Below are 21,294 nucleotides of genomic sequence, written 5' to 3'. Positions count from 1 at the left end.
TGAGGGCTGCGGCAATGGAAGCAAAGGACTCGCCTCTCGATCGTCGCGCATGAATGCTCTCCAACAGGCCGGAGGTGGGCATGGGCCGCATGTTTTCATCCGGGGGCATCGCTGCCCGGTCTTCGTTTCGCCGCCAACGCCGATGCCTCGAATCGTTAAGCAGTTGCTCAAGCATGAAGCGGCCCTTATCCATTGCGTGCATGTGGAGAGATTTTCTGAAGAGAAATTTTTGTTGCAGTGGACTCATCCCAGCGCGCGGGGCGGCCGGATGCCTTCGAACAATCGCTACTTTGCAACCTCCATGCCACCCGGGAAAGCAACTTGCCGTCTGCAGAGAATGTCTATTTGGGAGACAATCATGACAACCCACTCTGCTCTGTATTTTTTGAAGACGGTCCGAGAAGCATGGACACCACTGACCACGACCCGCTCGCCTTTGGGGCGCTGATACTGAACACGAACGGCGAAGTGATCTGCGCCACCGGGTTCGCGCGCGACGAGACCGTACAAGCACGCCTGCTCGATCAATATCGGAAGCAAGACCGCAAACGGGGCATGCTGGCGCTGGAGGGCGACCCTAAGCTGAACGTGAGCTTCCGCTCCGCCGATGACGCCACTCTGTTCTTCATCCAGAAGGCATCCAGCAAATCCACCTTCTTCGACTTCGTCGCCAATGTCGACTTCGCGCATGCGGTGTTCGATTACTTCCTGAACAACCCCTACGAGTCCGTCGTAGTTGTGGATGAGAAGGCGCGCATCCGCTACATCCCTCCGGTGCACGAACGGTTCTTCGGCATCGAGCATGGCGAGGCCATCGGCAAGAAGGTGACCGATGTGATCCCCAACACCAACCTGCATGAAGTCGTCCGCACCGGCAAGGCCGAGATCGGCAAGCTGCAGGAAATGGGCGGCGTCACTCGCGTGGTGGCGCGTATCCCCCTGATCGAGAACGGCAAGACGCTCGGCGCCCTGGGACGCGTGATGTTCAAGGGCCCCGAGACGGTGGTCGAACTCAGCAAGGAAGTGGTCAAACTGCGCTCCGAAGTCGAGTTTTACCGCAGCGAGCTCTCGGGCCTCAAGCGCCGCGCCTACGGCCTCGACAAGATGGTGGGCAACAGCGATGCGATACGCCAGCTGAAGGCCGACATCGCCAAGGTCGCGCCGCTTTCCGTGCCGGTGCTGATCATCGGCGAGAGCGGGACCGGCAAGGAACTGGCGGCGCATGCGATCCATGCATTAAGCCGGCGCAGCGAAAATCCGATGGTGTTCGTCAATGCCGCCGCCCTGCCCGCCTCGCTGGTCGAGAGCGAACTGTTCGGCTATGAGGGCGGCGCCTTTACCGGCGCCGAGCGCAAGGGACGCAAGGGCAAGTTCGAACTCGCCGACCAGAGCACGCTGTTCTTCGACGAGATCGGCGACATGCCCGCGGAGGTGCAGGTCAAGCTGCTGCGCGTGCTGCAGGACGGCATCTTCGAGCGCGTGGGCGGCGACCGGCCACGCCACTCGGACTTCCGCCTTATCAGCGCGACCAATCGCAATTTCCAGGAAATGATTGCCAACGGCGAGTTCCGCCTGGATCTGTATTACCGCATCAGCGGCGTTACCATCCGCATGCCCAGCCTGCGCGAGCGGCCCGAGGACATCCCCGAGCTCGTTCAGAGCTTCCTGGCCGCCTTCGCCGAGCGGCACCGGACGCCGGTGAAGGGTGTCGATTCCCGTGTCTATGACTACCTCAAGGAACTGCCATGGCCGGGCAATGTGCGGCAATTGCTGCATGAGGTGGAAAAGGCCGCGATCTTCTGCGACGGCCCGGAAATCACGCTCGACAACTTCCGCCTGATGCCGCAGGAGCTTGCCGAGCGTCCGGCGCCGCCTGCGGATACCGCGCCGCGCGTTGCTTCCTCGGGCAAGATCCAGGATGCCATCGATGAAATGGAAAAGACGATGATCCGGGATGCGATGCAGAGGCACAAGGGGAACAAGAAGAAGGTCGCGGAGGAACTCGGGATTTCACGCGCCTACCTTTACAAGAAGCTGTCCGGCGAAGAGCAGCTGCCTATCTAAGCACTTCCAGCGGCGCCAGCGGCGGCGCATGCAGTTTCACCACCTCGCTCGCAGGATCGCCGATGCGCGGATAGCGCGCGAGTACCAGCGGGTCGTGGCCGGGCACGAGGTGGTCCGGGGTCTCCGCCAGCGACAAAAGGCGCCGGTAACCCTCCAGCATTTCACCCACGTGCAGCACGATGGGGAAAGGCGATTCGCGATGGATGTTCTCGTAGAAATGCGAGGCGTCCGACGCCAGCACCACCCATCCGCGCGCCGTGTGCACGCGCACTGCCTGCAAGCCGGCCGTATGTCCGCCGACCAGCACGAGCTGCAGCCCCGGCGCCAGCTCCGCATCGCCGTCATGGAATTGGATGCGGTCGCTGTACAGGCCGCGCACGATTTCCACTACATCGTCCACGGCGAAGGCATGGCGCAGGAGCGGATGCGTCATGTAGCGGCCGGTGGCGTATTGGAGCTCCCGCTCCTGCAGGTGGATGCGGGCATTGGGCAGGAGGTTGACGTTGCCCGCGTGGTCATAGTGCAGATGGGTGATGATCACATCGCTCACCTGCCCCGCCGCGAGGCCGAGTGCGGACAAGGCATCGATCGGGCAGCGCAGGAAGACCCGCTGGCGGGCATCGGCAGCCGCCTTGTTGAAGCCGGTGTCCACCAGCCAGGTGCGCCCTTCTCCCCGGATCACCCAGACAAAATAGTCCATCGGCATCGGCCCGTCGTGAGGGTCGTGCACCATGAAATTTTCAGGGCGCCGCCGCGCCACCGTCGCGTAGCGCAGTGCGAACACTTCATAGGCTGGCAGGGTGGCAGTCATCGTCGGTTCAGGTTTTCGGCGGAGCGTAGCGATACATTTCGGTGTGATCGGCCGACGGGCCCAACGCCTCGCTGGCATCGCGCCAGATCTGCAGCACTTCGTCGCCGAGCGGCATGGGCTGGCCCACCGACTTCCCCAGGCCCATCGCGATACCCAGATCCTTGGCCATCAGGGCAAGGGAGAAGCCGGAGTTGTACGCGCCCGAGAGCATGAACTGGCTGGCCTTGTTTTCCGTGGTGTTGTTCTTGCCCGTCGACGCATTGAGCACAGACACCATGACGTTGGGATCGAGGCCGAAGGCTTGTCCCGCGTGCAATGCCTCCACCGTGGCGACGAGGCCAGCGGCCGACACGTAATTGTTCAAGGCCTTCATCGCATGGCCGGCACCGGCGGCACCGACGTGCGTACACTTGCCCAGGAGATTCAGCACCGGTTCCATGTCCGCCAGGACCTGCGCGTCGCCGCCGACCATGATGGCCAGCGTGCCCGCTACCGCCCGCTTGACACCGCCGGAGACCGGCGCATCGAGATAGCGGAAACCGCGTCCGGCCAGCAGGCCCGCCAGCCGGCGGGAGCGCACGGGTTCGGACGAGCTCATGTCGATGATGGCGGTTCCCGGGCGCAGGATGCCGTCCAGTCCTTGCATCCCTTCCTTGCCCAGCACGACGGACTCGACCGCGTTGGAGTCGGGCAGCATCGTGATCAGCACCTGCGCATCGCCGAAATCCTGCAGCGCGGCCGCCGCGGAGGCGCCCTCGTGTTCCGCCACGAAGCGTGAGGTTGTCGCGGCGTTCAGGTCCATTACGCGCAGCGCATGTCCGCCCTGCGTCAGCAGATGGGCCATCGGATAGCCCATCATGCCCAGTCCGATAAAGCCGATGTTCATCAGACACCCATTTCCTTGAACACTTCCTTGGCGGTGCGGAAGGCATCGATGGCCGCCGGCACGCCGCAGTAAATGGCGGTCTGGAGGAATACTTCCTTGATTTCTTCCTTGGTGAGTCCGTTGTTGATCGCCCCGCGCACATGCAGCTTGAGCTCGTGCGGACGGTTGAGGGCGGTCAGCATCGCGAGATTGAGGAAGCTGCGCGTGCGGCGATCGAGGCCGGGGCGGTTCCAGACATCCCCCCAGCAGTATTGCGTGACGAGTTCCTGCATGGGCATGTTGAAATCGTCCGCATTCTTGATCGATGCGTCGACGTACTCGGCGCCCAGCACCTCGCGGCGGGTCTGCAGGCCCTTGTCGAAGAGTTCCTTGTTCATGGTGTTCCTTTCGAATGACGGTTTGATGTAGCAGGCGAATCGCCGGTCGCGTGGCGCTCGTAAATCAGCTGGTAACGCAGCCATGAGCCCAGTAACAGCCCTGTGCGCGCGCCCTCGCCTGTCAGCACATGGGTGTGCAGTGCAAGTGCGACCTGGGCAAGATCAGTGCACTCGATGAACAGCACCCAGTCGGCGAGCGCGTCCTTGCCGGGACGCAGTTCGCGTTCCATGCTGGGTGCGCCGGTGACGCCGGCATCGGTTTCCCAAAGCGCAATGCGGACAATGCAGGTGTTCTGCATCAGGCGCGGCCCGAGCTCTTCACGGATGAAGCGCCGGGCGTCGTCCTCCCTTCCCTGTATCGGTTTGCAGTGGGTGACGATTGCCGCCCCGCCGGTGCCCTCGCCGGCTGCCCAGGTTTCGCCGCAGGCGGAACGTTCCATGTTCAGGAAATGCCGCATGATCTTCTGTGTCCATGGCGACGGGTGCGCCAGCCGCTCGAGGTACGGTGCCGACGCCAGTGTTTCCACCGATTCGCAGTCGTAGACGACCATGTAGTTGGGCTGCCCTTCCACCGAACGATAGCGCCGCGCCCGGACGAATCCCGGCAGTGCGAGGCGCTCGGTCAGGTGTTCCTGGTGGTACCAGCGCGTGAATTCCTCATCCATCCCTTTGGGGACGTCGTTCAGGACAAACAGCACGCCTGGCCGGCCGGCGTCCCCCACAATGGAGAGACGCGCATCAGCATCCGCTTCGACCGTGACCATGCATTTCCCCCAGTGAATTGCGTTCCGCATTCGTCTCCCATCCGAGCGCACGGCGTATCTGCTCGGGATCGGGCAGCGGCCCGGTGGCGATCCGGCGCTGGCGCAGCCAGTCCCTGACCTGTTCCTTGCTCGGTGACGGTGCTGTTTCTTTCGTATTCATGCGTGGACATGTGATGGAAAAAATGACGGAGGCGCCGTGCGCCTCCGTCCAACGGGGATTACTTCTTGACCAGCGGGCAGGTGCTTTCCGAAAGCGGCTGGAAGGCCTGGTCGCGCGGGATGACGCGCTTGATCTTCATGATGTCCCACTCTTCTTTCGATTCGCTGGGCTTCTTGGCTTCGGCAAGGTACATGTCGTGGATCATGCGTCCGTCTTCGCGGATGCGGCCGCCCTTGGCGAAGAAGTCGTTGATCTCGGTCTCCTTCATCTTTTTCATGACCGCGTCCGGGTTGTCGGTGCCGGTGGCCTGGATGGACTTCAGGTAGTGCATGGTGGCGGAGTACATGCCGGCCTGGATCATGGTCGGCATGGCCTTGTGCACGTCATAGAAGCGGCGCGACCACTTGCGTGTCTCGTCGTTGTAGTCCCAGTAGAAGCCGGTGGTGAACAGCAAGCCCTGCGCGTTCTTCAGGCCGAGGCCCTTGATGTCGGTGTCGAATACCAGCAGCGTCGCCAGCTTCTGGCCGCCGCCGCCGATGCCGAACTCGGCCGCCTGTCGCACCGAGTTCTGCGTATCCTTGCCGGCGTTGGCCAGGCCGATCACCTTGGCTTTCGACGCCTGGGCCTGCAGCAGGAAGGACGAGAAATCCGACGCCGACAGCGGATGCTTGATGGTGCCCAGCACCTTGCCGTTCATTTCCTGGATCACGCGCGTGGTGTCCTTTTCCAGCGAGGAACCGAAGGCGTAATCGGCGGTGATGAAGTACCAGGTGTCGCCGCCGTCCTGCATGACGGCACGGCCGGTGCCGGTCGCCAGTGCGTAGGTGTCGTACACATAGTGAACGCCGTAGGGAGAGCATTCCTTGTTGGTGAGGGCGGTCGTGGCCGAACCGGCAAAGATCATGACGCGCTTCTTTTCCGCGCCCAGCTTCTGCATGGCGATGGAAGCGGCCGAGTCGGTGGATTCGATGATCATGTCCATCTTGTCGACGTCGATCCACTCGCGCGCCTTGGACAGGGCGATGTCGACCTTGTTCTGGTAGTCGGCCGAGACCACCTCGATCTTCTTGCCGTTGACCATGCCGCCAAAGTCCTTGACCGCCAGCTCGACAGCCCGGACGGCGCCTGGGCCACCGTTTGCGGAATAGACGCCGGTCTTGTCGACGATGACGCCGATCTTGATGGCGTCGTCGGAAATCTGTGCGGCTGCCGGGCCCGAGACAAGGGTTGCGGCTGCGGCAGCCATTGCGATACGTGCGGCCTGCTTCATGGGTTGCTCTCCGTGTTGTAGTTGAGTGTTTCGGGCAGCGGGCGCCTGGGGCTTGTCCGCTGCGTCTCCTGCGATCCTCGGGAAGTTGCGGCGCCGGCGTGGAGGCCGGTGCCTGCCAGCTGGATCTGCAAGTACCGTTCCATGTGCTGAAATCGGCGTAAACCGGGCATTTCGGGCGCCGGAAGCCTTGGGTGTGTACAGCGAAAACACAACCCGGCCGAGCTTGTGTCTGCGCGGACGACACTCGTGTTTGCCGCATGGCTGTGGAATGAACGTGCCAAAAAAAATGCACCGGGGAGAAACATCTCCCTGGTGCATCGGATTTTTACCGCACGGAAACCCGTGTTATGTCACGACTCAATCTGCGTGCGCTTGCCGCCGGATCAAGGGAAGCTTAGGCGCTCTTGAACTGCAACGGAACGTATATGCGCGTGTCGGAAGTCCCTTTGATCACGTTCGCGATCATGTCCGCGGTGACGGCCGACAAGGTCCAGCCGAGATGGCCGTGTCCGGTGTTGTAGAACACGTTCGGGCAGCGGCCGCGGCCGACGCGCGGCATCATGTCGGGCATCATCGGACGCAGCCCCGCCCACGGCACCACCTGCCGCGTGTTCACCTCCGGGAAACACTGGTTGACCCAATCGACCAGAGGGCGGATGCGGTCGGCGCGGATGTCCTTGTTGTAGCCGTTGAATTCCGCGGTGCCGGCGACGCGGAAACGGTCCACACCGAGGCGGCTGGTGACGAGCTTGGTTTCATCGTCAAGCAGGCTTACCGTCGGTGCCGCCTCCTGGCTGCGCTGGTCCAGCAGGTTGACCGTGATGGAATAGCCCTTGACCGGATACACATTGACGCGGTCTCCCAGCTGAGCGGCGAACCTGCGGCTGTTCACCCCGGCACAGACCACGAGGCCGTCAAATTGATAGGGCTGCTCCGATTCGTCATCGCCGACGATCACGGTGGCCGTTTCTTCGTTGCTGTGCACGGAAATCACGTCCTGGCCGTAGACGCAGCGCACGCCGAGACGTTCGATGGCGCCGGCCAGGCCAACCGTGAACTTGTGGATGTCGCCGGTGGAGTCGCTTTCCGTGTAGTAGCCGCCGTAGTAGCTGCCGGCCAGCGTCGGCTCGATGGCGCGCATCTCGTCCGGTGTGACGGCGCGGCGTTCCAGGCCGCCGGCGGCAAGGAGCTTCGACACTTCGCCCGCGTGGTCGAAGCCCTTCTTGTCGCGGTAGATGTGCAGGATGCCCTCTTTCTTGAGGTCAAAGTCCACGCCTTCCGCTTCGGCCCAGGCGAACAGGTGCGCGCGCGCGGCCACCGCCATACGCGCGGTTTCCACTGTGTTCTGGCGGTACTTCGGAATATTGGCAATGAATTCCCCAAACCATGACAGCTTGTGCCAGCTCGGCTTGGGGTTGACCAGTAGCGGCGCATCGCTTTTCAGCATCCACTTCAGGCCCTTGAGGATGGTGCTCCAGTGCGTCCAGACCTCGGCATTGGAGGCGGAGAGCTGTCCGCCGTTGGCGAACGAGGTCTCCATGGCGGCATAGCGGTGCTTTTCAAACAGGGTGACGGCAAAGCCGCGTTTGGCGAGGGCGTAAGCGGTCGTGACGCCGGTAATACCGCCGCCGATCACTGCGATGGATTTCATGAGTGCAGGCTCCAGACAGGTCATGGGGTTAAGGCACGTGCGCGCCATGCGCAACGTACGCCCCCTCTGTTTGGTACCTGAGAGATTCATGCCTCATGGTGTGAGGCACTTGCTCCTGCGGTGTGCCGGGTGACGAAGTCCGGCCGCTCTTCAGAGTGCATTGATCCGATCGGTCCTTTTGCCTGAGAGTTTCCGGGGCGGTTGCTCCTTCGGCGCCGCCGGAGTGGTTTTCCCGGCGTTCTCTCCCGATCGAAGTTTGGCGTAAAGCCAAATTCTTTTAATAAAACTTGCGTAGGCTACCACGTTTTTTTATGCCGCGCATGGCAAGCGCGGGAAGCGCTTCGCACCACAAATTCGCGACACATTCGCGACAAATGGCCAGGCGAACTTGGCTACCATGCAGCGCAAACCTGCACTCATTCCCGATCATGTCGAACATGTTGTCCACACCGCACACTGCGCCGTTGCGCAGCCCCCAGCGCCGCACCCTGTTGCGCGCCATCGCTTCCCTTTCCTTGCCCGGCGCGCTGGCTGCCTGCGGCGGCGGAAGCATCAGTTTCGGCGGCGGCGTCGATCCGGCGCCCGCACCGGTCAACCAGACGCTGCCCGGTACCGCAGCAATGAAGGTACGCACCTTCAATGGCGGCTGGGCCGTCCTCGCGGAAAAGCTGCTCCCCCTGGCCAACGTCCTCAGGCCGGAACGCCAGCTGGTGCTGACGGATGCGGATACGCTGCGCACCTCGACGTACAAACCGCCGGCCGGATGGTCCTTGCTGGACTTTGCGGTACATCCATCGACCGACATCACCGTCGTGCTCGGAACCGACCGCACTGTACGGCTGGTGCGCTTGAGCCGCCACGGCGCGACGCTCGCGCAAGGCGACTTCACCGATGCCCTCGCAGCCACCGACCCGTACCTCGGCGATCCGCAACAGATCCGCGATTCCACCGCGCTGCTGCCACATGCCACGCGCGACGCCGCGCGCATTTCGGCGATGGGCGAGGACGTGATCATGGCCTTGCGCACCGGCCGCAATGCGGTCCTCGCGTACCGCTTGCGCCAGACAACCGGCGGCGGCGTGCAGACCGTCTGGCGCACGCTCGTCGAGCCCGGCGTGACGATCGGCTCGGTGTTCCTGACGTCGGGCACCTTCGATCCGTTCGGCGGCCTCGTGAATCAATGGCATGTGCATCTTGACGTCGACGACCGGGGCGCAGTCGCAATCGCCGTCAACCTTAACGTGACCGAATTGCTGGAAGGGCACATCGACTATTTCAAGGATGGGCTGGACGCGTCCGTTGCCAGCGGTGTGCTGGTCACCCGGCTCGACGCGAGCGGCGCCCGGCTGCGCACCACCCTGGTCGACACGGTACAGAAGTCGGAACTCCATGCGCTGCGCTGGGTGGGCAACAGCGTCGTGGTGGGAGGCCGGGTGCGGACCGAGCAGTCTCCCGACGGCCACGGGTGGAACGGCTATCTGTCCGTCGTGCAGGACAACGGTCCGGCGCTCCAGCGCGCGCTGCCGCTCAACGTCGATCGCGGCGACGTCATCCTAGATATCGCCCCGATGCGCGACGGCCGCATGTTACTGGCCGGCGCCACCGGCTATTGGCAGAATCCGGCCGGCGCCAGCATCTCGGAGGAAGCGGCACCGCTGCTGGCCATCGCCGACGCACAGGGAAGGTTCGTGCGGCGGATCGCAGTAACGCCGGGGCCACGCCACAATCAGTTGCGTTCCCTGGCGCCGTGGAAAGGCGACTGGCTGCTTGGCGGCCTCGCCAATGGCCCCGGCACGCATACTGCCGACGGCAACCCTGCCCTGCTGTTCGCCGACGGCTTCGTGCGGCAGGCCGCTGCCTGATACAAGCTTCCGGCCGGGCCAAAAAAAATCTTCGACATCTGCTTGACCTTTCCATCGTTGGATAGTTGAGAGTACGGGTCTTGACGCGCGTTGCCGACCTGCGGCGACGCGCAATTGACCAACTTCAACGAAAGGATTCCGTCATGCTCCACCGAAAGATTTTCGGACTTACCTGCCTGCTTGCATTCGCTTTCCTCGCCGGATGCATGTCCCCGCCCACCGGGCTTGATCTGTCGTCCAAGCGCCCCACCGAACAGCGTCTTTATGTGGTCGAAGTGCGCTCGCTCGCCAATCCGATCGCAATCAACAAAATCCATTCCTGGGAGGCAAAGGTATCGCTGCCTACCGGAGAGCCGGTCACCGGCGCCAGGATCGCCGTGGGTGGCGGGATGCCGCAGCACGGGCACGGTTACCCGACGCAGCCGCGGGTGACAAAGGAACTCGGCGAGGGCCGCTACCTGATCGAAGGCATGAAGTTCAGCATGACGGGATGGTGGGAACTGAAGCTGGATATCGCATCCTCCACAGGCGCCGACAAGGTCACGTTCAATACCGTCATCGGCCAGCAATAAGCTGGCAAGCCGAGGTGCGTCATGAAGGTGATACTCAAAGCGACGATTGCCGTCTCCACCCTGGTTGCCGCAACCGCAACAGCCGTCCCGTGGGGCGGTGCGGATGGCTGGAGCAAGCAGGAAATTTCCGTCCTGTCCTCGCTGCGCTTGAGCCAGCTCGAGCCCCCTCCCCGGGATTACTCGAACCGCTACGAGAGCGATCCCCGCGCAGCGGAACTGGGAAAGCACATCTTCTTCGACAAGCGCTTCAGCAGCAATGGCGCGGTCTCCTGCGCAAGCTGCCACGATCCCAAACAACAGTTCCAGGATGGCCGCCCCCTGGGACTCGGCGTGGCAACCGGTACACGGCGCACAATGCCTGTCGCGGGCGCCGGCTACAGTCCCTTCCTGTTCTGGGACGGCCGGAAAGACAGTTTATGGTCGCAGGCGCTGGGGCCGCTGGAAGATCCTGCCGAGCATGGAGGAAACCGGCTCGCCTATGCCCATATCCTGCGTGCCCATTATCAAAGTGCGTACGAGTCCGTGTTCGGGCCGCTGCCCGACCTGACCCGCCTGCCGCGCGAAGGGAGCCCGATCGGCAATGACAGGCAACGCGCGCTCTGGGCCGGAATGGGTGCTACCGACCGCGACGCCGTATCGCGCGTGTTTGCAAACATGGGCAAGGCCATCGCGGCCTACGAGAAAACGTTGCAGCATGGCGAATCGCGGGTGGACCGCTACCTCGAAGCCGTCGTCAAGCGCGACGCCGGGAGCTACCAGGAACTCACGCCCTCGGAAAAGAACGGCCTGCGCGTGTTCATAGGAAAAGGTCAATGCGTCACATGCCACAACGGGCCTTTGCTGACAGACCAGCACTTTCACAACACGGGGATTCCGCAGCTCAGTGATGCGAAGCGGGACCTGGGGCGGCGATCAGGCATCGCCAAGGTGGCAAAGGACGCATTCAACTGTCTCGGCCCGTTCAGCGACGCCGGCGAAGAACACTGCGAGGAGCTGAGGTTCCTCGCCGGAGAGGACCACTCGCTCGACGCGGCATTCAAGACACCGAGCCTGAGGAATGTTGCGGCACGCGCTCCCTACATGCACGCCGGGCAGAAGCGCAGCTTGGCCGAGGTGATCGAACATTACAGGAACGCACCTGCCGCCAAGGTCGGGCACAGCGAACTGAGCAAGATCACGCTGTCGGACCAGGAGGCGCGCGACCTGGCGGAATTCCTGCGGAGCCTGGACGGCCCGGTGCAGGAGCGCAGCGCCGGGCGGTGATTCTTGCGGTCCGGTTCCGGCGCTTCGCTCCGCGTATTGCCCACTTCGTCGCATCCCGGTTGATCACCCGGACCGGCACACCTATCGTAAGCGGACAAGTTCGGCGCCGCTCCGGCGCCGCTTCGATATCCATTGATGAGGTGTGCGATGACGACTCCATTGATCATGCTGGCAATCCTGGCCTTGCCGCTCTTGTTCGCCGTTTTACTTCGTACCGCGGGCGGACCGGCGCTCGATACACGCAACATGGGTGCGATTGGCCTGGCGATCGTATTCGTATTTACCGGGATCGGCCACTTCACCCAGGTGGAAACCATGGCGCAAATGCTGCCCGCGTGGGTGCCGGGCCGTGTCCTGCTGGTCCATGCGACAGGCATGCTGGAGTTCGCGATCGCCGCAGGCTTGCTGTTTCCCGCTTCCCGCAGGCTGGCCGGATATGTCGCGGCCGCTGTGCTTGTGCTGTTCTTCCCGGCGAACGTCTATGCAGCCATCAATCATGTCCCGATGGGCGGCCATGCATGGGGTCCCGCCTACCTGCTCATCCGGGCGCCCCTGCAGGGCATCCTGCTTTTCTGGGCATACTGGTTCGTCATCAGGATGCCGGCACGCGTCCGTCCGGCCATTCACAGTTATTAAATAATATTAATTTTCGGTGAGCATTGCTTTTCTTCATGACATTTTTGCCCAATCAGGTGTCCACATTTTCTTGCGTTCACTTGAACCCTGTTCGATGTCTGATTGGAGCCGCTCATGAAGATCCTGTCCTTAATGTTGTTGAGCCTGGCCGCGCTGTTCTTTGCCCCCCAGGCTTATTCAGCGACTGTTTCCGCAAACTTTACGACCTCTGTGACCTTGACGTCGAAGTGCCGCGTCAAATCGGGGTCGGATAACCAGACGCTGAGTTTCGGCACCTATGAAGGGTTCTCCGGTTCGGCAGTGTCCGCCACCAGCATCAACATCGACTTCGAGTGTACGCGCGGTTTCGGCGCCGCGCCGACGGTGGTGTTTGATACCGGCACCGACAAGACCAGCTCCGCCGCGGGTTCGACGGCAACCGGCGAAGGCGTGGTCGCCGGCCTGCGCTATACCCTGGCGGTCACCGCCGGCGCACTGACCGCAGGCACCGCCGCCACCACCGTCGATATCGGGACGCCGGATACCTACCGCTACACCGTCTCCGGCTCGATGCCCGCGGGACAGGCAGGCACGGCGGGCGTGGCGAGTACACAGGCGCGGACCCTGACCATCACCTATTGATCCTGCAGCAATGTCCCGGATGCCGGCCATCTGCTGCGGGTTGCTTCTTGCGGCCGCCTGCCAGCCGGCGGCCGCAGGCGTGAGTTCGCTACGTTTCCTTGTCAGCGTATCCCTCGCTCCCGCGCATGGCTGCCTGAGCGGCGTGTTCGGCAAGCAGGCCAGCACGATCGTGCAGGTGTTTTGCTCGACGAGGCAGTTTGTGCATATCGAAGGTCCGTCCGACAAGGGCCTCTGGAGCGCACGCGGCGGCGCAATTCGAGTCGGGGTTGGTGCCGGAGCGATGGCTGATATCAATGCCGGGTTGAATCCGGCGGGAAGCGCGCCCTATGGCGCCGGCACGAGCAAGTCCACGACCTCGCGAGTTTTCAACACTTCCGGCGATGACGCGGCGCAGGAAGTCTGGGTCGTGTTCTAGCGCTCGCCATGTTATTTGCCGCATTTCTTCAACTCCAGCCCGAAGCGCCGCACCGATCATGCCGCTTTCTTCCCGCCTTTGCACAATGAACCGCATCATTACCGCCCTGCTGGCCGTCTCGCTCTCGATTCCGATGGCACATGCCGGCGTCTTTTCGGTATCCCCCGTCCGGATCTACATGAAACCGCGCGACCGCGCCGTGGCGGTAAGCCTGGTGAACGAAGGCGACACCGAAGTTGCACTGCAAGCCGACGTCAACGCATGGCAGCAGGCGCCGGATGGAAGCGATGAACTCACGCTCACCGACGATATCGTTCTCGCGCCTCCCATCATCAAACTCGCCCCCCAGGCACGCCAGGTCGTGCGCCTGGCGCTGCTCAAACCGGCGGACGCAAGCAGGCAACTGACGTATCGCCTGATCGTTCGCGAAGTGCCCGGAGCAAGCGCACCGAAAGAAAACACGATTCAGATTCCCATCAGCCTGGCATTGTCGATACCGGTGTTTATCACGCCGCCATCCGCGCAACGGACGGTCGTATGCGACACACCATCGGTCAATGCTTCCATGCTCAAGGTCAGCTGCACCAATACCGGCACTGCGTATGCGCAGGTACGTGAGCTGTTGGTACGGCGCGGCTCCCAGTTGCTGGCGCGGTTTGAGGGCGGAATGTACATCCTTCCCGGGGGGCGCAAGTCTTTGCAGATGAAGGCGGAAAGCATGCCAAGTGCAGGTGCGGTGCAAATGGAAGCACGGTATGACGACGGCTCGACCCAGGTTTTCAACGTGGAACTTCCCTGAAATTCAGCATCCGCTCCTCGGAATGTCCGGATTCCTTGGCCTGCTGTACGCAGCGGCGGTGCATGGGCAGGGACTTCAGCCAGACGAACCTGATCGTGCCCCTATTGCACTACGGCTCGCAACCTCGCTGACGGCAGAAGCGAAGAAACCGGACGCACGCTTCGTGCCCCTGGAAGTCGTCCTGAATGGAGCGAAGGTGGGCTCCTGGATATTGCTGGAGTCCGACGGGCGCCTGTTTGCACCGGTCGAGGCGATCAACGAATGGCGGCTGAAAAATGGACCGGAGATCGAGACCGTCGAGCGCCGCGGCCTTTCCTGGTTTGCGCTGGCCTCCTTTCCCGGCTTTGCGATGAAGACCGATTGGGGGAATCAGTCGCTGGAGCTGAGCTTCCCGCCCGACGCGTTCACTGCGACGCGGCTGGTGCAGGAGCGGGAGGAGCGGCCGGTACTTACGCCGTCTGTGCCCGCGCTGTTCGTGAACTACGATGTCAGCTATACGGACACGCAGTCTGCCGCACGCGTACAAGACCTGGGCAGTTTGATGGAGGTTGGGATGACCGGCTCATTCGGTGTGTTGACGAACAGTCTTGTCGGCCGCAACCTGACAGGTAGCGAGACGGCACCGCCGCGCAGGTGGAACCGGCTCGAAACCACCTATACGCGCGATTTCGCCTCGGACAACATCACGCTTCGCCTGGGCGACAGCAGCGCCCGCAACGGTTTCTGGGGGCGCCCCTTTTTCTTCGGCGGCATCCAGATTGGCCGGAATTTCGGCCTGACGCAGGGTTTCGTCACGCAACCTGTCCCGGTCATCACCGGCACTTCCACTGCGCCGAGCACGGTGGAGGTCTATATCAACGACGCCCTGCGCCAAACCTCGAATGTTCCCACCGGGCCGTTCACCATTGATAATTTCCCCCTTGTCACCGGCAGCGGCCAGGCCCGCGTCGTCGTACGTGACGTCCTGGGCCGCGAAACAGTCCTGACACAGCCATTCTTCAGTCATTCCGATCTGCTGGAACAGGGCTTGACCGACTGGAGCGTGGAGGCGGGCGCCGTGCGGCAAAACCTGGGCACGGCCAGCGCCGACTATGGCGAGGGCTTTGTCTCCGGCCTGTTGCGCCTCGGCCTCAGCAAGTCCCTGACGCTGGAGGCAAGTGCCGCGTGGGGCAGGGACACGCGCAATGTTGGTATGGGTGCCAGCTTCGCCCTGCCCGGTCAGGTTCTCGCGCAAAGCGCGCTCGCATGGAGTTACCGCGATGGGACCGGACAGGGTGGGCAATGGTTGCTCGGGCTTGAACGCAACGGCGCATTCCACAGCGTCGCGCTGCGGGCCGAAGGCGCAACCCAGGCTTACCGCTGGGCAGGCAGCGGCGATTCACCGCCACCGGAACTGCAGCTGTCGGGCAGCTACAGCTTTTCATCCGAGAGCGCCGGCGTTGTCGGCCTGGCCGGCGCGTACGTGAAAACCCGGGGCCTGGGAAGCCTGAGTACCCTCAGCCTGAATTACTCGATGCGCCTCGGACAGCGCAGTTCGCTGGCTTTTTCTCTTACCCGCGTGCTGGGCGTGGCCCAGCGCGTGGCGGCGGGCATGTCCCTCATGATTCCCCTGCAGGATCAGGTGAACCTCGCGGGCAGCGCTTTCCACCGCGGCGGGCGTACGGAAGGCTACGTGGCCGCGAGCCAGGGATTGACCGCCGAAACAGGCTCGGGCTGGCGTGTGCTCGCCGGCACGCGCGGCGGCGAGGCCTTCAGCGAGGGAGGATGGTCTTACCAGGGCAGTCGCGGCCTGGTGACCGCCGATGTGAGCACGTTTGCCGGACACCGGACGCTCCGCTTGGGGGCACAGGGCGGACTGGTTGCAATCGATGGCCGTGTCCTTGCGTCACGCACCGTGCAGGACAGTTTCGCGCTGGTGGAAGTGCCGGGCTACCCAGACGTGGGTGTGCATTTCCAGGGCAGCAAGCTCACGCGCACCGACCGCGACGGCATCGCTTTGCTGCCGCGCCTGCACTCCTTTACGCACAATGCGATTCAGCTGGATCCCTCCGAGTTGCCGATCAATGCCGAGCTCGACACCATCGAACAGGTCGCGGTCCCGGCTTGGCGCAGCGCCGTGAAAGTGACGTTCCCGGTGCGTAGGGGGCGCGCTGCACTGGCCAGGATCGTGTTCGACGACGACGAGCCTGCACCCGCCGGCGCGCCTATCGAACTTCTGGGCGACCAGCGGGAGTTTTTTGTCGCCCGCCGCGGCGAAGCGTTCATCACCGGACTGCAGGCCACGAACGAATTGCGGCTCAAGTGGAAAGGAGCGGCCTGTGCAATGACGCTGGAGCTGCCGGAGGCGGTGAAAGACGAGATTGCCCGGGTCGGGCCCTTGACATGCAAAGGGGTACAGCGATGACTCGCGTGATGATTATTCTGCGCATGGCTGCCTGCGCGTCGATGCTGCTGGGCGGCCATGCATGGGCTGTACACAGTTGTTCGGTTTCCGTGACCGGGACCGGGATGATCTATGTGCAGGGAGCGAATGCAAACGACGCCGCCGGCACCGTCGTCCTCACCTGTACCCGCAGCGCGTCGGATGCCAATACGCTGACGTATCGCATCAAGGCAGAAGATGGCCTGCAACCCCAGGGTAATCAGCGTCGCGTCCAACTGGGTGCGACGACGAACCGGCTTGACTACAGCCTCAACCGCGGCACAACCGCAGGCGGGAGCGCATCCTGCGCCAACACCAGCAACTGGCAGGCCCCGGCAAATGGCACAAACGACGTCATTACCGGCACGCTCAACTTCGGCTCCGGGCTGACGGCTTCCGCCACGTGGGGATACTGCATTCGCATCCGGGGCAACCAGGGTGCGCCGGCCGCCGGCATCTACACCGACCTGGTCGGCGTGTTTGCCCAATATCCGGATAACAACGGCGGTGCGCTGTCGCCGGTGGCGTCATTGAACGTTTCGGTGGGCGTGAACAACCAGTGCGTATTCAGCGCCGCTCCCGGCATGATGAGCTTCAACTACACGGCATTCGCACCCGTGGCGCAAACCGCATCGACCAGTTTTGACCTGCGTTGCAGTAACGGGCTTCCATGGTCGGTGTCGGTCAGCCCGGACAGCGCCACGCTGCAAGGTCTCAAGTACAGCATTGCCGCCAGTCCTGACTCCGGCGTCGGCAATGGCAATTCCGGCCAAACTGTGACGCTGAGCGGCAGCATGCCTGCCGGGCAAGCGGGCACCTGCCCGACGGCTTCTTGCAGTGCGCAGCAGGCGCACACCGTGATGATCACCTATTGATTCGTTCAGACGGCCTGCGCCGTGACGAGATCCGGGTCATCCGCATGGTCGATGAGGATGCGCATCACGCGTTCCTGCCAGAGCCCGGCAAACTCCCTGGCTTCTTCGGTGCTTGCCTCTCCTTCCAGCATTTTCCTGAGCAAGGCGCCTGTCCGTGGATCCGGCTCCACCCGGTGCAGATGGGTGGCAACGTAAATCCTCGCGCCATTGTCGATGCGCTCGAACTCAACCTCGCCTTCCAGCGCACAAGAGTAATACATCAGGTTCTGCCGCCTGAAGTTCCGCCCGATGCCCTTGAACCCGCCAAGCCCGGCTGCACCCGTGACAAGACTGACAACACTTCCGATCACACCGGTGACGCCCTCGTCCTGCGCCGACGAAAACCGGACCTGCACTTCCCCGCGTTCGGGAATGCGGTCCGGGTAGAGCAGTGCCAGGGCACGCCTTGTCATCAGGTAGGCCCCGGCGACTGTCGGGCACGAATGGCCGGCCAGACGCACCGCGTCGATATACCGGTAGGTGATGATGCCGTCGTCGCATGCACCGAGAAACTGTGCGAGTGCGTCGTGCACGGTGATGACGGGTGCACGATCAAAGAAAGCAGGGTAATTCATGACAGATGAAGCGCTTCAGCTGCCGCAACTTCCGCAGCACATTCCTTCGGCCCCGTGCGCAGCGCGTTTCACGCCGATGCCCGCATTTTGCAGTGCAAACCGCACCTCTTGAAGCGATGTGACGTCCTCATCGAAGCTGATTTCGATCGACGCGGATTTCGTTGTGATGGCCGCCTTGTGCATGCCCTTGATCGCATTGAGAACCCGCGCCGCTTCCATGGCGCTCGCTTCATCCAGTGCATGTGCAAATGTCAGTGTTTCAGTCTTCATATCTTTCTCTCTCTACAAACAGGGCTGCTGCTCCATGTGGTGTGCACGGTGCAGCAGCCGGCCGGCGTCTTTATTTCTGCTTCAAGATCCATTGCACGAGCGTGTGCGCCTCCTTCTCGCTCACCGCATTCGGCGGCATCGGCATTCCACCCCATACGCCGGAGCTGCCTTTCAATACCTTTTGTACGAGCTGATCCTCAGCCCCCTTCTGGCTTCCGTACTTGGCGGCGATTTCCTTGAACGCCGGTCCCACTACCTTCTTGTCGACAGAATGGCAAGCCATGCAATTCTTTGCTTTCGCGAGATTTGCGTCAGCAAGCGCAGCAGTGGAGAAAAGACTTCCGAAAATCAGTGCGATAGAAATGGAACGCTTCATTTACCTTCTCATGAGTGGGTGTGATGGGAAATGCATCGGGGTGCCGCGGCACCACATGCACCGGCAATTTTCCGTCCATGCTTTTCCTACTTCCTTAATCCATGTTCAGGAATTCGGGATTTGTATCTGCTTGGCGACACCCCGCCCGAGATACGGCACAAATTGATCTAGAGCAATTTTTTTGAAATACACTACGCGTACCCTCCCTCCTGCATTCCACCAAGCAATATTCACCTCGTTTTTAGAAGTCACTATGAAACTCTCGTTTCGAACCAAACTCTTTGCCCCGCTGGTTATCTGCTGGATAAGCCTGTGGGCGATCACCCTCACCGACATTTATCACAACAGCAAGCGCCGCTTGGAGGAAAGACAACTTTCCCTTAAAGCCGTGACGGAAATCGGCGTATCGGTCGCCAAGGAATACGCCCAGATGGCCGCTGCCGGGACCCTGCCCGAAGATGAAGCCAAAAAACAGGCGCTGGCACGGATCAAGGCACTGCGCTACGGCGCGGACGGCTACCTCACCGTCATCTCCTCCGAACCCAAGATGGTCATGCATCCGATCAAACCGGAGATGGATGGCAAGGAGATGGCGGAATTCAAGGACGCGAAAGGAAATTATCTCTTCAAGGACATGGCGGCCATCGCCAAGGGTTCCGGTGAGGGATGGGTGGAATATGTCTGGCCCAAGCCGGGCCACCCGAACCAGTCGGAAGTGTTCGACAAAGGCTCTTACGTATTGACGTACAAGCCCTGGGACTGGTCTTTCGTTGCGGGTGTTTACCTGGACGACCTGACCGACGCGGCGATCCGGGACTTCTGGACGGCCTTCCTGGCATTGACCGTGGTTGGCATTTTCCTGAACGGCGCGGTTCTGCTCGTCATTTTCAGCCTGAACAAGGCAGTCGGCGGCGATCCGGAGGACGCCGCTGAAGTGGCTCGCAGGATCGCCGCGGGCGACTTGTCGCAGCCGGTGAAGGTCAAGCCCAAGGATAACAGCAGCCTGCTCTTCGCCATGAAGACCATGCAGGAGAGTCTGCTGGGTATCGTGACCAAGGTGCGCAGCGGTACGGATGCGATCGCCATGGCAACCAATGAGATGGCCGCAGGGAACCTGGATCTGTCGTCCCGAACGGAGCAACAGGCCGCCTCGCTGGAAGAGACCGCTTCCTCTATGGACGAGCTGACCTCCACCGTAAAACAGAATGCCGACAATGCGCGGCAGGCGAACGAGATGGCGTCCGTGGCCTCTGAGGTGGCCGGCAAGGGCGGCTCCGTCGTTGCGGAGGTCGTGAGCACCATGGCCGCGATCAACGAATCTTCGCGGAAGATTGTCGACATCATCGGCGTGATCGATGGCATTGCGTTCCAAACCAACATTCTTGCCCTGAACGCCGCGGTCGAAGCTGCGCGCGCCGGCGAGCAGGGTCGCGGATTTGCAGTGGTCGCAGCCGAAGTGCGAACCCTGGCGCAACGCTCGGCGGCCGCCGCGAAGGAAATCAAGGGGCTGATCGGCGACTCGGTCGACAAGGTGCACGCTGGCACCGCCTTGGTGGACCAGGCCGGCGCCACCATGCAGGAGGTGGTCACCAGCGTCAAACGCGTGGCCGATCTGATCGGCGAAATCACGCTCGCCAGCCAGGAGCAGAACAACGGCATCGACCACGTCAACAAAGCCATCGCACAGATGGACCAGGTGACCCAGCAGAACGCTGCGCTGGTGGAAGAAGCGGCGGCCTCGGCCGACGCCATGCACAAGCAGGCAGAAGAGTTGGCCTCGGCCGTTCAAGTGTTCAAGATCGACTTGGCACAGGCTGCGCCGGCGCCGTCAGCGCGCAAGGAACCGGCGCTGCCGGCATCGAGCAAGGCGATGGTGCCTGCCCGGGCTGCCCACGCTACTCCTGTGCGGCAATCGGGGCGGTCTGCCCGCGCACTGCCTCCGGCATCTGCTGCAGACGGTTGGGAAGAGTTCTGATTTAACGATCCCAACCGCGGTTATCCTTACTCTGCCATTGCTAGAGGAAGGACCCGCTGCAAGACCTCGGATCACCCGGTTCGACGGCAGCAACGCGAATCTGCATGCATGAATGTGCCGACCCCGGCGAGATGGCAATCTCGCCGGATCCCCCCGGACAGGGCATGCAACGCGCAAATCGGGAAGCACGCAACGGCTGCTCCCCGCATTCAACCTTCGGAATTCCCCTCCTCCTCAATGCGTGGTGGCACGAGCCATGTCCGCGCGGGTAAGCGCTACGGCTGCGGTGCCCCCCCTTCGGGATCCCCCTCTTCTGCGATTTGGTTCAGATACGCGCGTGGAATGCACGGGGCGAGGGCTGGGCCCGTGGTGCGAAGCCTGGAGCCTGGAGCCGGGAGCCGGGAGCCGGGAGCCGGGCAAGCGGGAAGCTGGAGCGTGAGCTTGCGGCTTGCGGCTTTGCTGCTTGCAGGTATAGGGAGACGCCGCACGTATGACAGCGGCCGGCGCTGGCGTGCAAGCGGATCGAGGGGAATGCGGTGCAAGGAGCGTGCGAGGGCAGGTCGCTGTGCCGGCCAGCCGGCCGCTAAAGGCCGCTAAAAAGCAAAAAGCCC

22 protein-coding genes and 1 riboswitch are annotated in these 21,294 nt (G+C 62.5%); of the genes, 11 read left to right on the top strand and 11 right to left on the bottom strand.

The genetic code is table 11. The features are described 5' to 3' along the window. Positions 1-247: hypothetical protein (locus VFF99_RS13855; protein ID WP_325018835.1), on the bottom strand; the 247-nt coding region annotated here is incomplete at its 3' end. A 158-nt stretch (positions 248-405) separates the two neighbouring features. Between VFF99_RS13855 and VFF99_RS13850 the strand changes: the two genes are divergently transcribed. Continuing rightward, the gene (locus VFF99_RS13850) at positions 406-2,064 is read left to right on the top strand and encodes a sigma 54-interacting transcriptional regulator (protein WP_325018833.1); all 1,659 of its coding nucleotides are present in this window, start codon (positions 406-408) and stop codon (positions 2,062-2,064) included. Here VFF99_RS13850 and VFF99_RS13845 read toward each other — a convergent pair. The 7 genes from VFF99_RS13845 to VFF99_RS13815 form a co-directional block, all read right to left on the bottom strand. Beyond that, the gene (locus VFF99_RS13845; protein WP_325018831.1) at positions 2,057-2,875 is read right to left on the bottom strand and encodes an N-acyl homoserine lactonase family protein; all 819 of its coding nucleotides are present in this window, start codon (positions 2,873-2,875) and stop codon (positions 2,057-2,059) included. The two genes, VFF99_RS13850 and VFF99_RS13845, sit on opposite strands and share 8 nt — an antisense overlap. Positions 2,876-2,882: 7 nt before the next feature. Next, the gene (locus tag VFF99_RS13840; protein WP_325018837.1) at positions 2,883-3,764 is read right to left on the bottom strand and encodes an NAD(P)-dependent oxidoreductase; all 882 of its coding nucleotides are present in this window, start codon (positions 3,762-3,764) and stop codon (positions 2,883-2,885) included. Next, positions 3,761-4,138 carry a 4-carboxymuconolactone decarboxylase gene (gene pcaC, locus VFF99_RS13835; RefSeq protein WP_325018829.1) on the bottom strand — a complete coding sequence of 126 codons (378 nt, stop codon included), beginning with the start codon at positions 4,136-4,138 and terminating at the stop codon, positions 3,761-3,763. Before pcaC ends, VFF99_RS13840 begins: the two co-directional genes overlap by 4 nt. Then, on the bottom strand, positions 4,135-4,902 hold the full coding sequence (locus VFF99_RS13830; RefSeq protein ID WP_325018826.1) for a hypothetical protein: 768 nt from the start codon (positions 4,900-4,902) through the stop codon (positions 4,135-4,137). The genes pcaC and VFF99_RS13830 overlap by 4 nt, the downstream gene beginning before the upstream one ends. Continuing rightward, the gene (locus tag VFF99_RS13825) at positions 4,877-5,062 is read right to left on the bottom strand and encodes a hypothetical protein (protein WP_325018824.1); all 186 of its coding nucleotides are present in this window, start codon (positions 5,060-5,062) and stop codon (positions 4,877-4,879) included. The genes VFF99_RS13830 and VFF99_RS13825 overlap by 26 nt, the downstream gene beginning before the upstream one ends. Positions 5,063-5,120: 58 nt before the next feature. After that, on the bottom strand, positions 5,121-6,332 hold the full coding sequence (locus tag VFF99_RS13820) for an ABC transporter substrate-binding protein (protein WP_325018822.1): 1,212 nt from the start codon (positions 6,330-6,332) through the stop codon (positions 5,121-5,123). A gap of 394 nt (positions 6,333-6,726) precedes the next feature. Beyond that, the gene (locus VFF99_RS13815; RefSeq protein WP_325018820.1) at positions 6,727-7,983 is read right to left on the bottom strand and encodes a D-amino acid dehydrogenase; all 1,257 of its coding nucleotides are present in this window, start codon (positions 7,981-7,983) and stop codon (positions 6,727-6,729) included. A 160-nt stretch (positions 7,984-8,143) separates the two neighbouring features. After that, positions 8,144-8,241, bottom strand: a riboswitch (glycine riboswitch). Between the two features lie 179 nt (positions 8,242-8,420). Here VFF99_RS13815 and VFF99_RS13810 point away from each other — a divergent pair. From VFF99_RS13810 to VFF99_RS13770, 9 genes are all read left to right on the top strand, one after another. Continuing rightward, positions 8,421-9,845 (top strand): hypothetical protein, encoded by a 1,425-nt coding sequence (locus VFF99_RS13810; RefSeq protein ID WP_325018819.1) that lies wholly within the window; start codon positions 8,421-8,423, stop codon positions 9,843-9,845. Between the two features lie 143 nt (positions 9,846-9,988). Then, on the top strand, positions 9,989-10,417 hold the full coding sequence (locus VFF99_RS13805) for a FixH family protein (RefSeq protein WP_325018817.1): 429 nt from the start codon (positions 9,989-9,991) through the stop codon (positions 10,415-10,417). Between the two features lie 21 nt (positions 10,418-10,438). Beyond that, positions 10,439-11,680: a cytochrome-c peroxidase gene (locus VFF99_RS13800; RefSeq protein WP_325018816.1), complete on the top strand. Its 1,242-nt coding sequence runs from the start codon at positions 10,439-10,441 to the stop codon at positions 11,678-11,680. A 147-nt stretch (positions 11,681-11,827) separates the two neighbouring features. Then, positions 11,828-12,316 (top strand): hypothetical protein, encoded by a 489-nt coding sequence (locus tag VFF99_RS13795; RefSeq protein WP_325018814.1) that lies wholly within the window; start codon positions 11,828-11,830, stop codon positions 12,314-12,316. A 114-nt stretch (positions 12,317-12,430) separates the two neighbouring features. Next, positions 12,431-12,937 (top strand): spore coat protein U domain-containing protein, encoded by a 507-nt coding sequence (locus VFF99_RS13790; RefSeq protein WP_325018812.1) that lies wholly within the window; start codon positions 12,431-12,433, stop codon positions 12,935-12,937. A 79-nt stretch (positions 12,938-13,016) separates the two neighbouring features. Beyond that, positions 13,017-13,352, top strand: coding sequence for a hypothetical protein (locus VFF99_RS13785; RefSeq protein ID WP_325018810.1), 336 nt, complete (start codon positions 13,017-13,019; stop codon positions 13,350-13,352). A 58-nt stretch (positions 13,353-13,410) separates the two neighbouring features. After that, the gene (locus VFF99_RS13780; protein ID WP_325018808.1) at positions 13,411-14,151 is read left to right on the top strand and encodes a fimbrial biogenesis chaperone; all 741 of its coding nucleotides are present in this window, start codon (positions 13,411-13,413) and stop codon (positions 14,149-14,151) included. Beyond that, on the top strand, positions 14,108-16,555 hold the full coding sequence (locus VFF99_RS13775; RefSeq protein WP_325018806.1) for a fimbria/pilus outer membrane usher protein: 2,448 nt from the start codon (positions 14,108-14,110) through the stop codon (positions 16,553-16,555). The genes VFF99_RS13780 and VFF99_RS13775 overlap by 44 nt, the downstream gene beginning before the upstream one ends. After that, positions 16,552-17,448 (top strand): spore coat protein U domain-containing protein, encoded by an 897-nt coding sequence (locus tag VFF99_RS13770; protein WP_325018805.1) that lies wholly within the window; start codon positions 16,552-16,554, stop codon positions 17,446-17,448. The genes VFF99_RS13775 and VFF99_RS13770 overlap by 4 nt, the downstream gene beginning before the upstream one ends. Positions 17,449-17,453: 5 nt before the next feature. Here the strand turns inward: VFF99_RS13770 and VFF99_RS13765 are convergent, their stop codons facing one another. The 3 genes from VFF99_RS13765 to VFF99_RS13755 form a co-directional block, all read right to left on the bottom strand. Then, on the bottom strand, positions 17,454-18,062 hold the full coding sequence (locus VFF99_RS13765) for a hypothetical protein (RefSeq protein WP_325018802.1): 609 nt from the start codon (positions 18,060-18,062) through the stop codon (positions 17,454-17,456). 15 nt (positions 18,063-18,077) lie between these two features. Further along, entirely contained in the window at positions 18,078-18,281 is a 204-nt protein-coding gene (locus tag VFF99_RS13760) for a hypothetical protein (RefSeq protein WP_325018800.1), read from the bottom strand. A gap of 121 nt (positions 18,282-18,402) precedes the next feature. Next, complete coding sequence (locus VFF99_RS13755) at positions 18,403-18,708, bottom strand: c-type cytochrome (protein WP_325018798.1); 306 nt, start codon at positions 18,706-18,708, stop codon at positions 18,403-18,405. Positions 18,709-18,961: 253 nt separating this feature from the next. Between VFF99_RS13755 and VFF99_RS13750 the strand changes: the two genes are divergently transcribed. Continuing rightward, a complete protein-coding gene (locus VFF99_RS13750; RefSeq protein ID WP_325018796.1) occupies positions 18,962-20,683 on the top strand; it encodes a methyl-accepting chemotaxis protein in 1,722 nt (573 codons plus the stop codon). Positions 20,684-21,294: the final 611 nt, after the last annotated feature.

Source organism: Noviherbaspirillum sp. (genome assembly GCF_035654295.1).
Taxonomy (GTDB): Bacteria; Pseudomonadota; Gammaproteobacteria; order Burkholderiales; family Burkholderiaceae_D; genus Noviherbaspirillum.
This window is presented reverse-complemented; position numbering and strand designations above follow the sequence as displayed.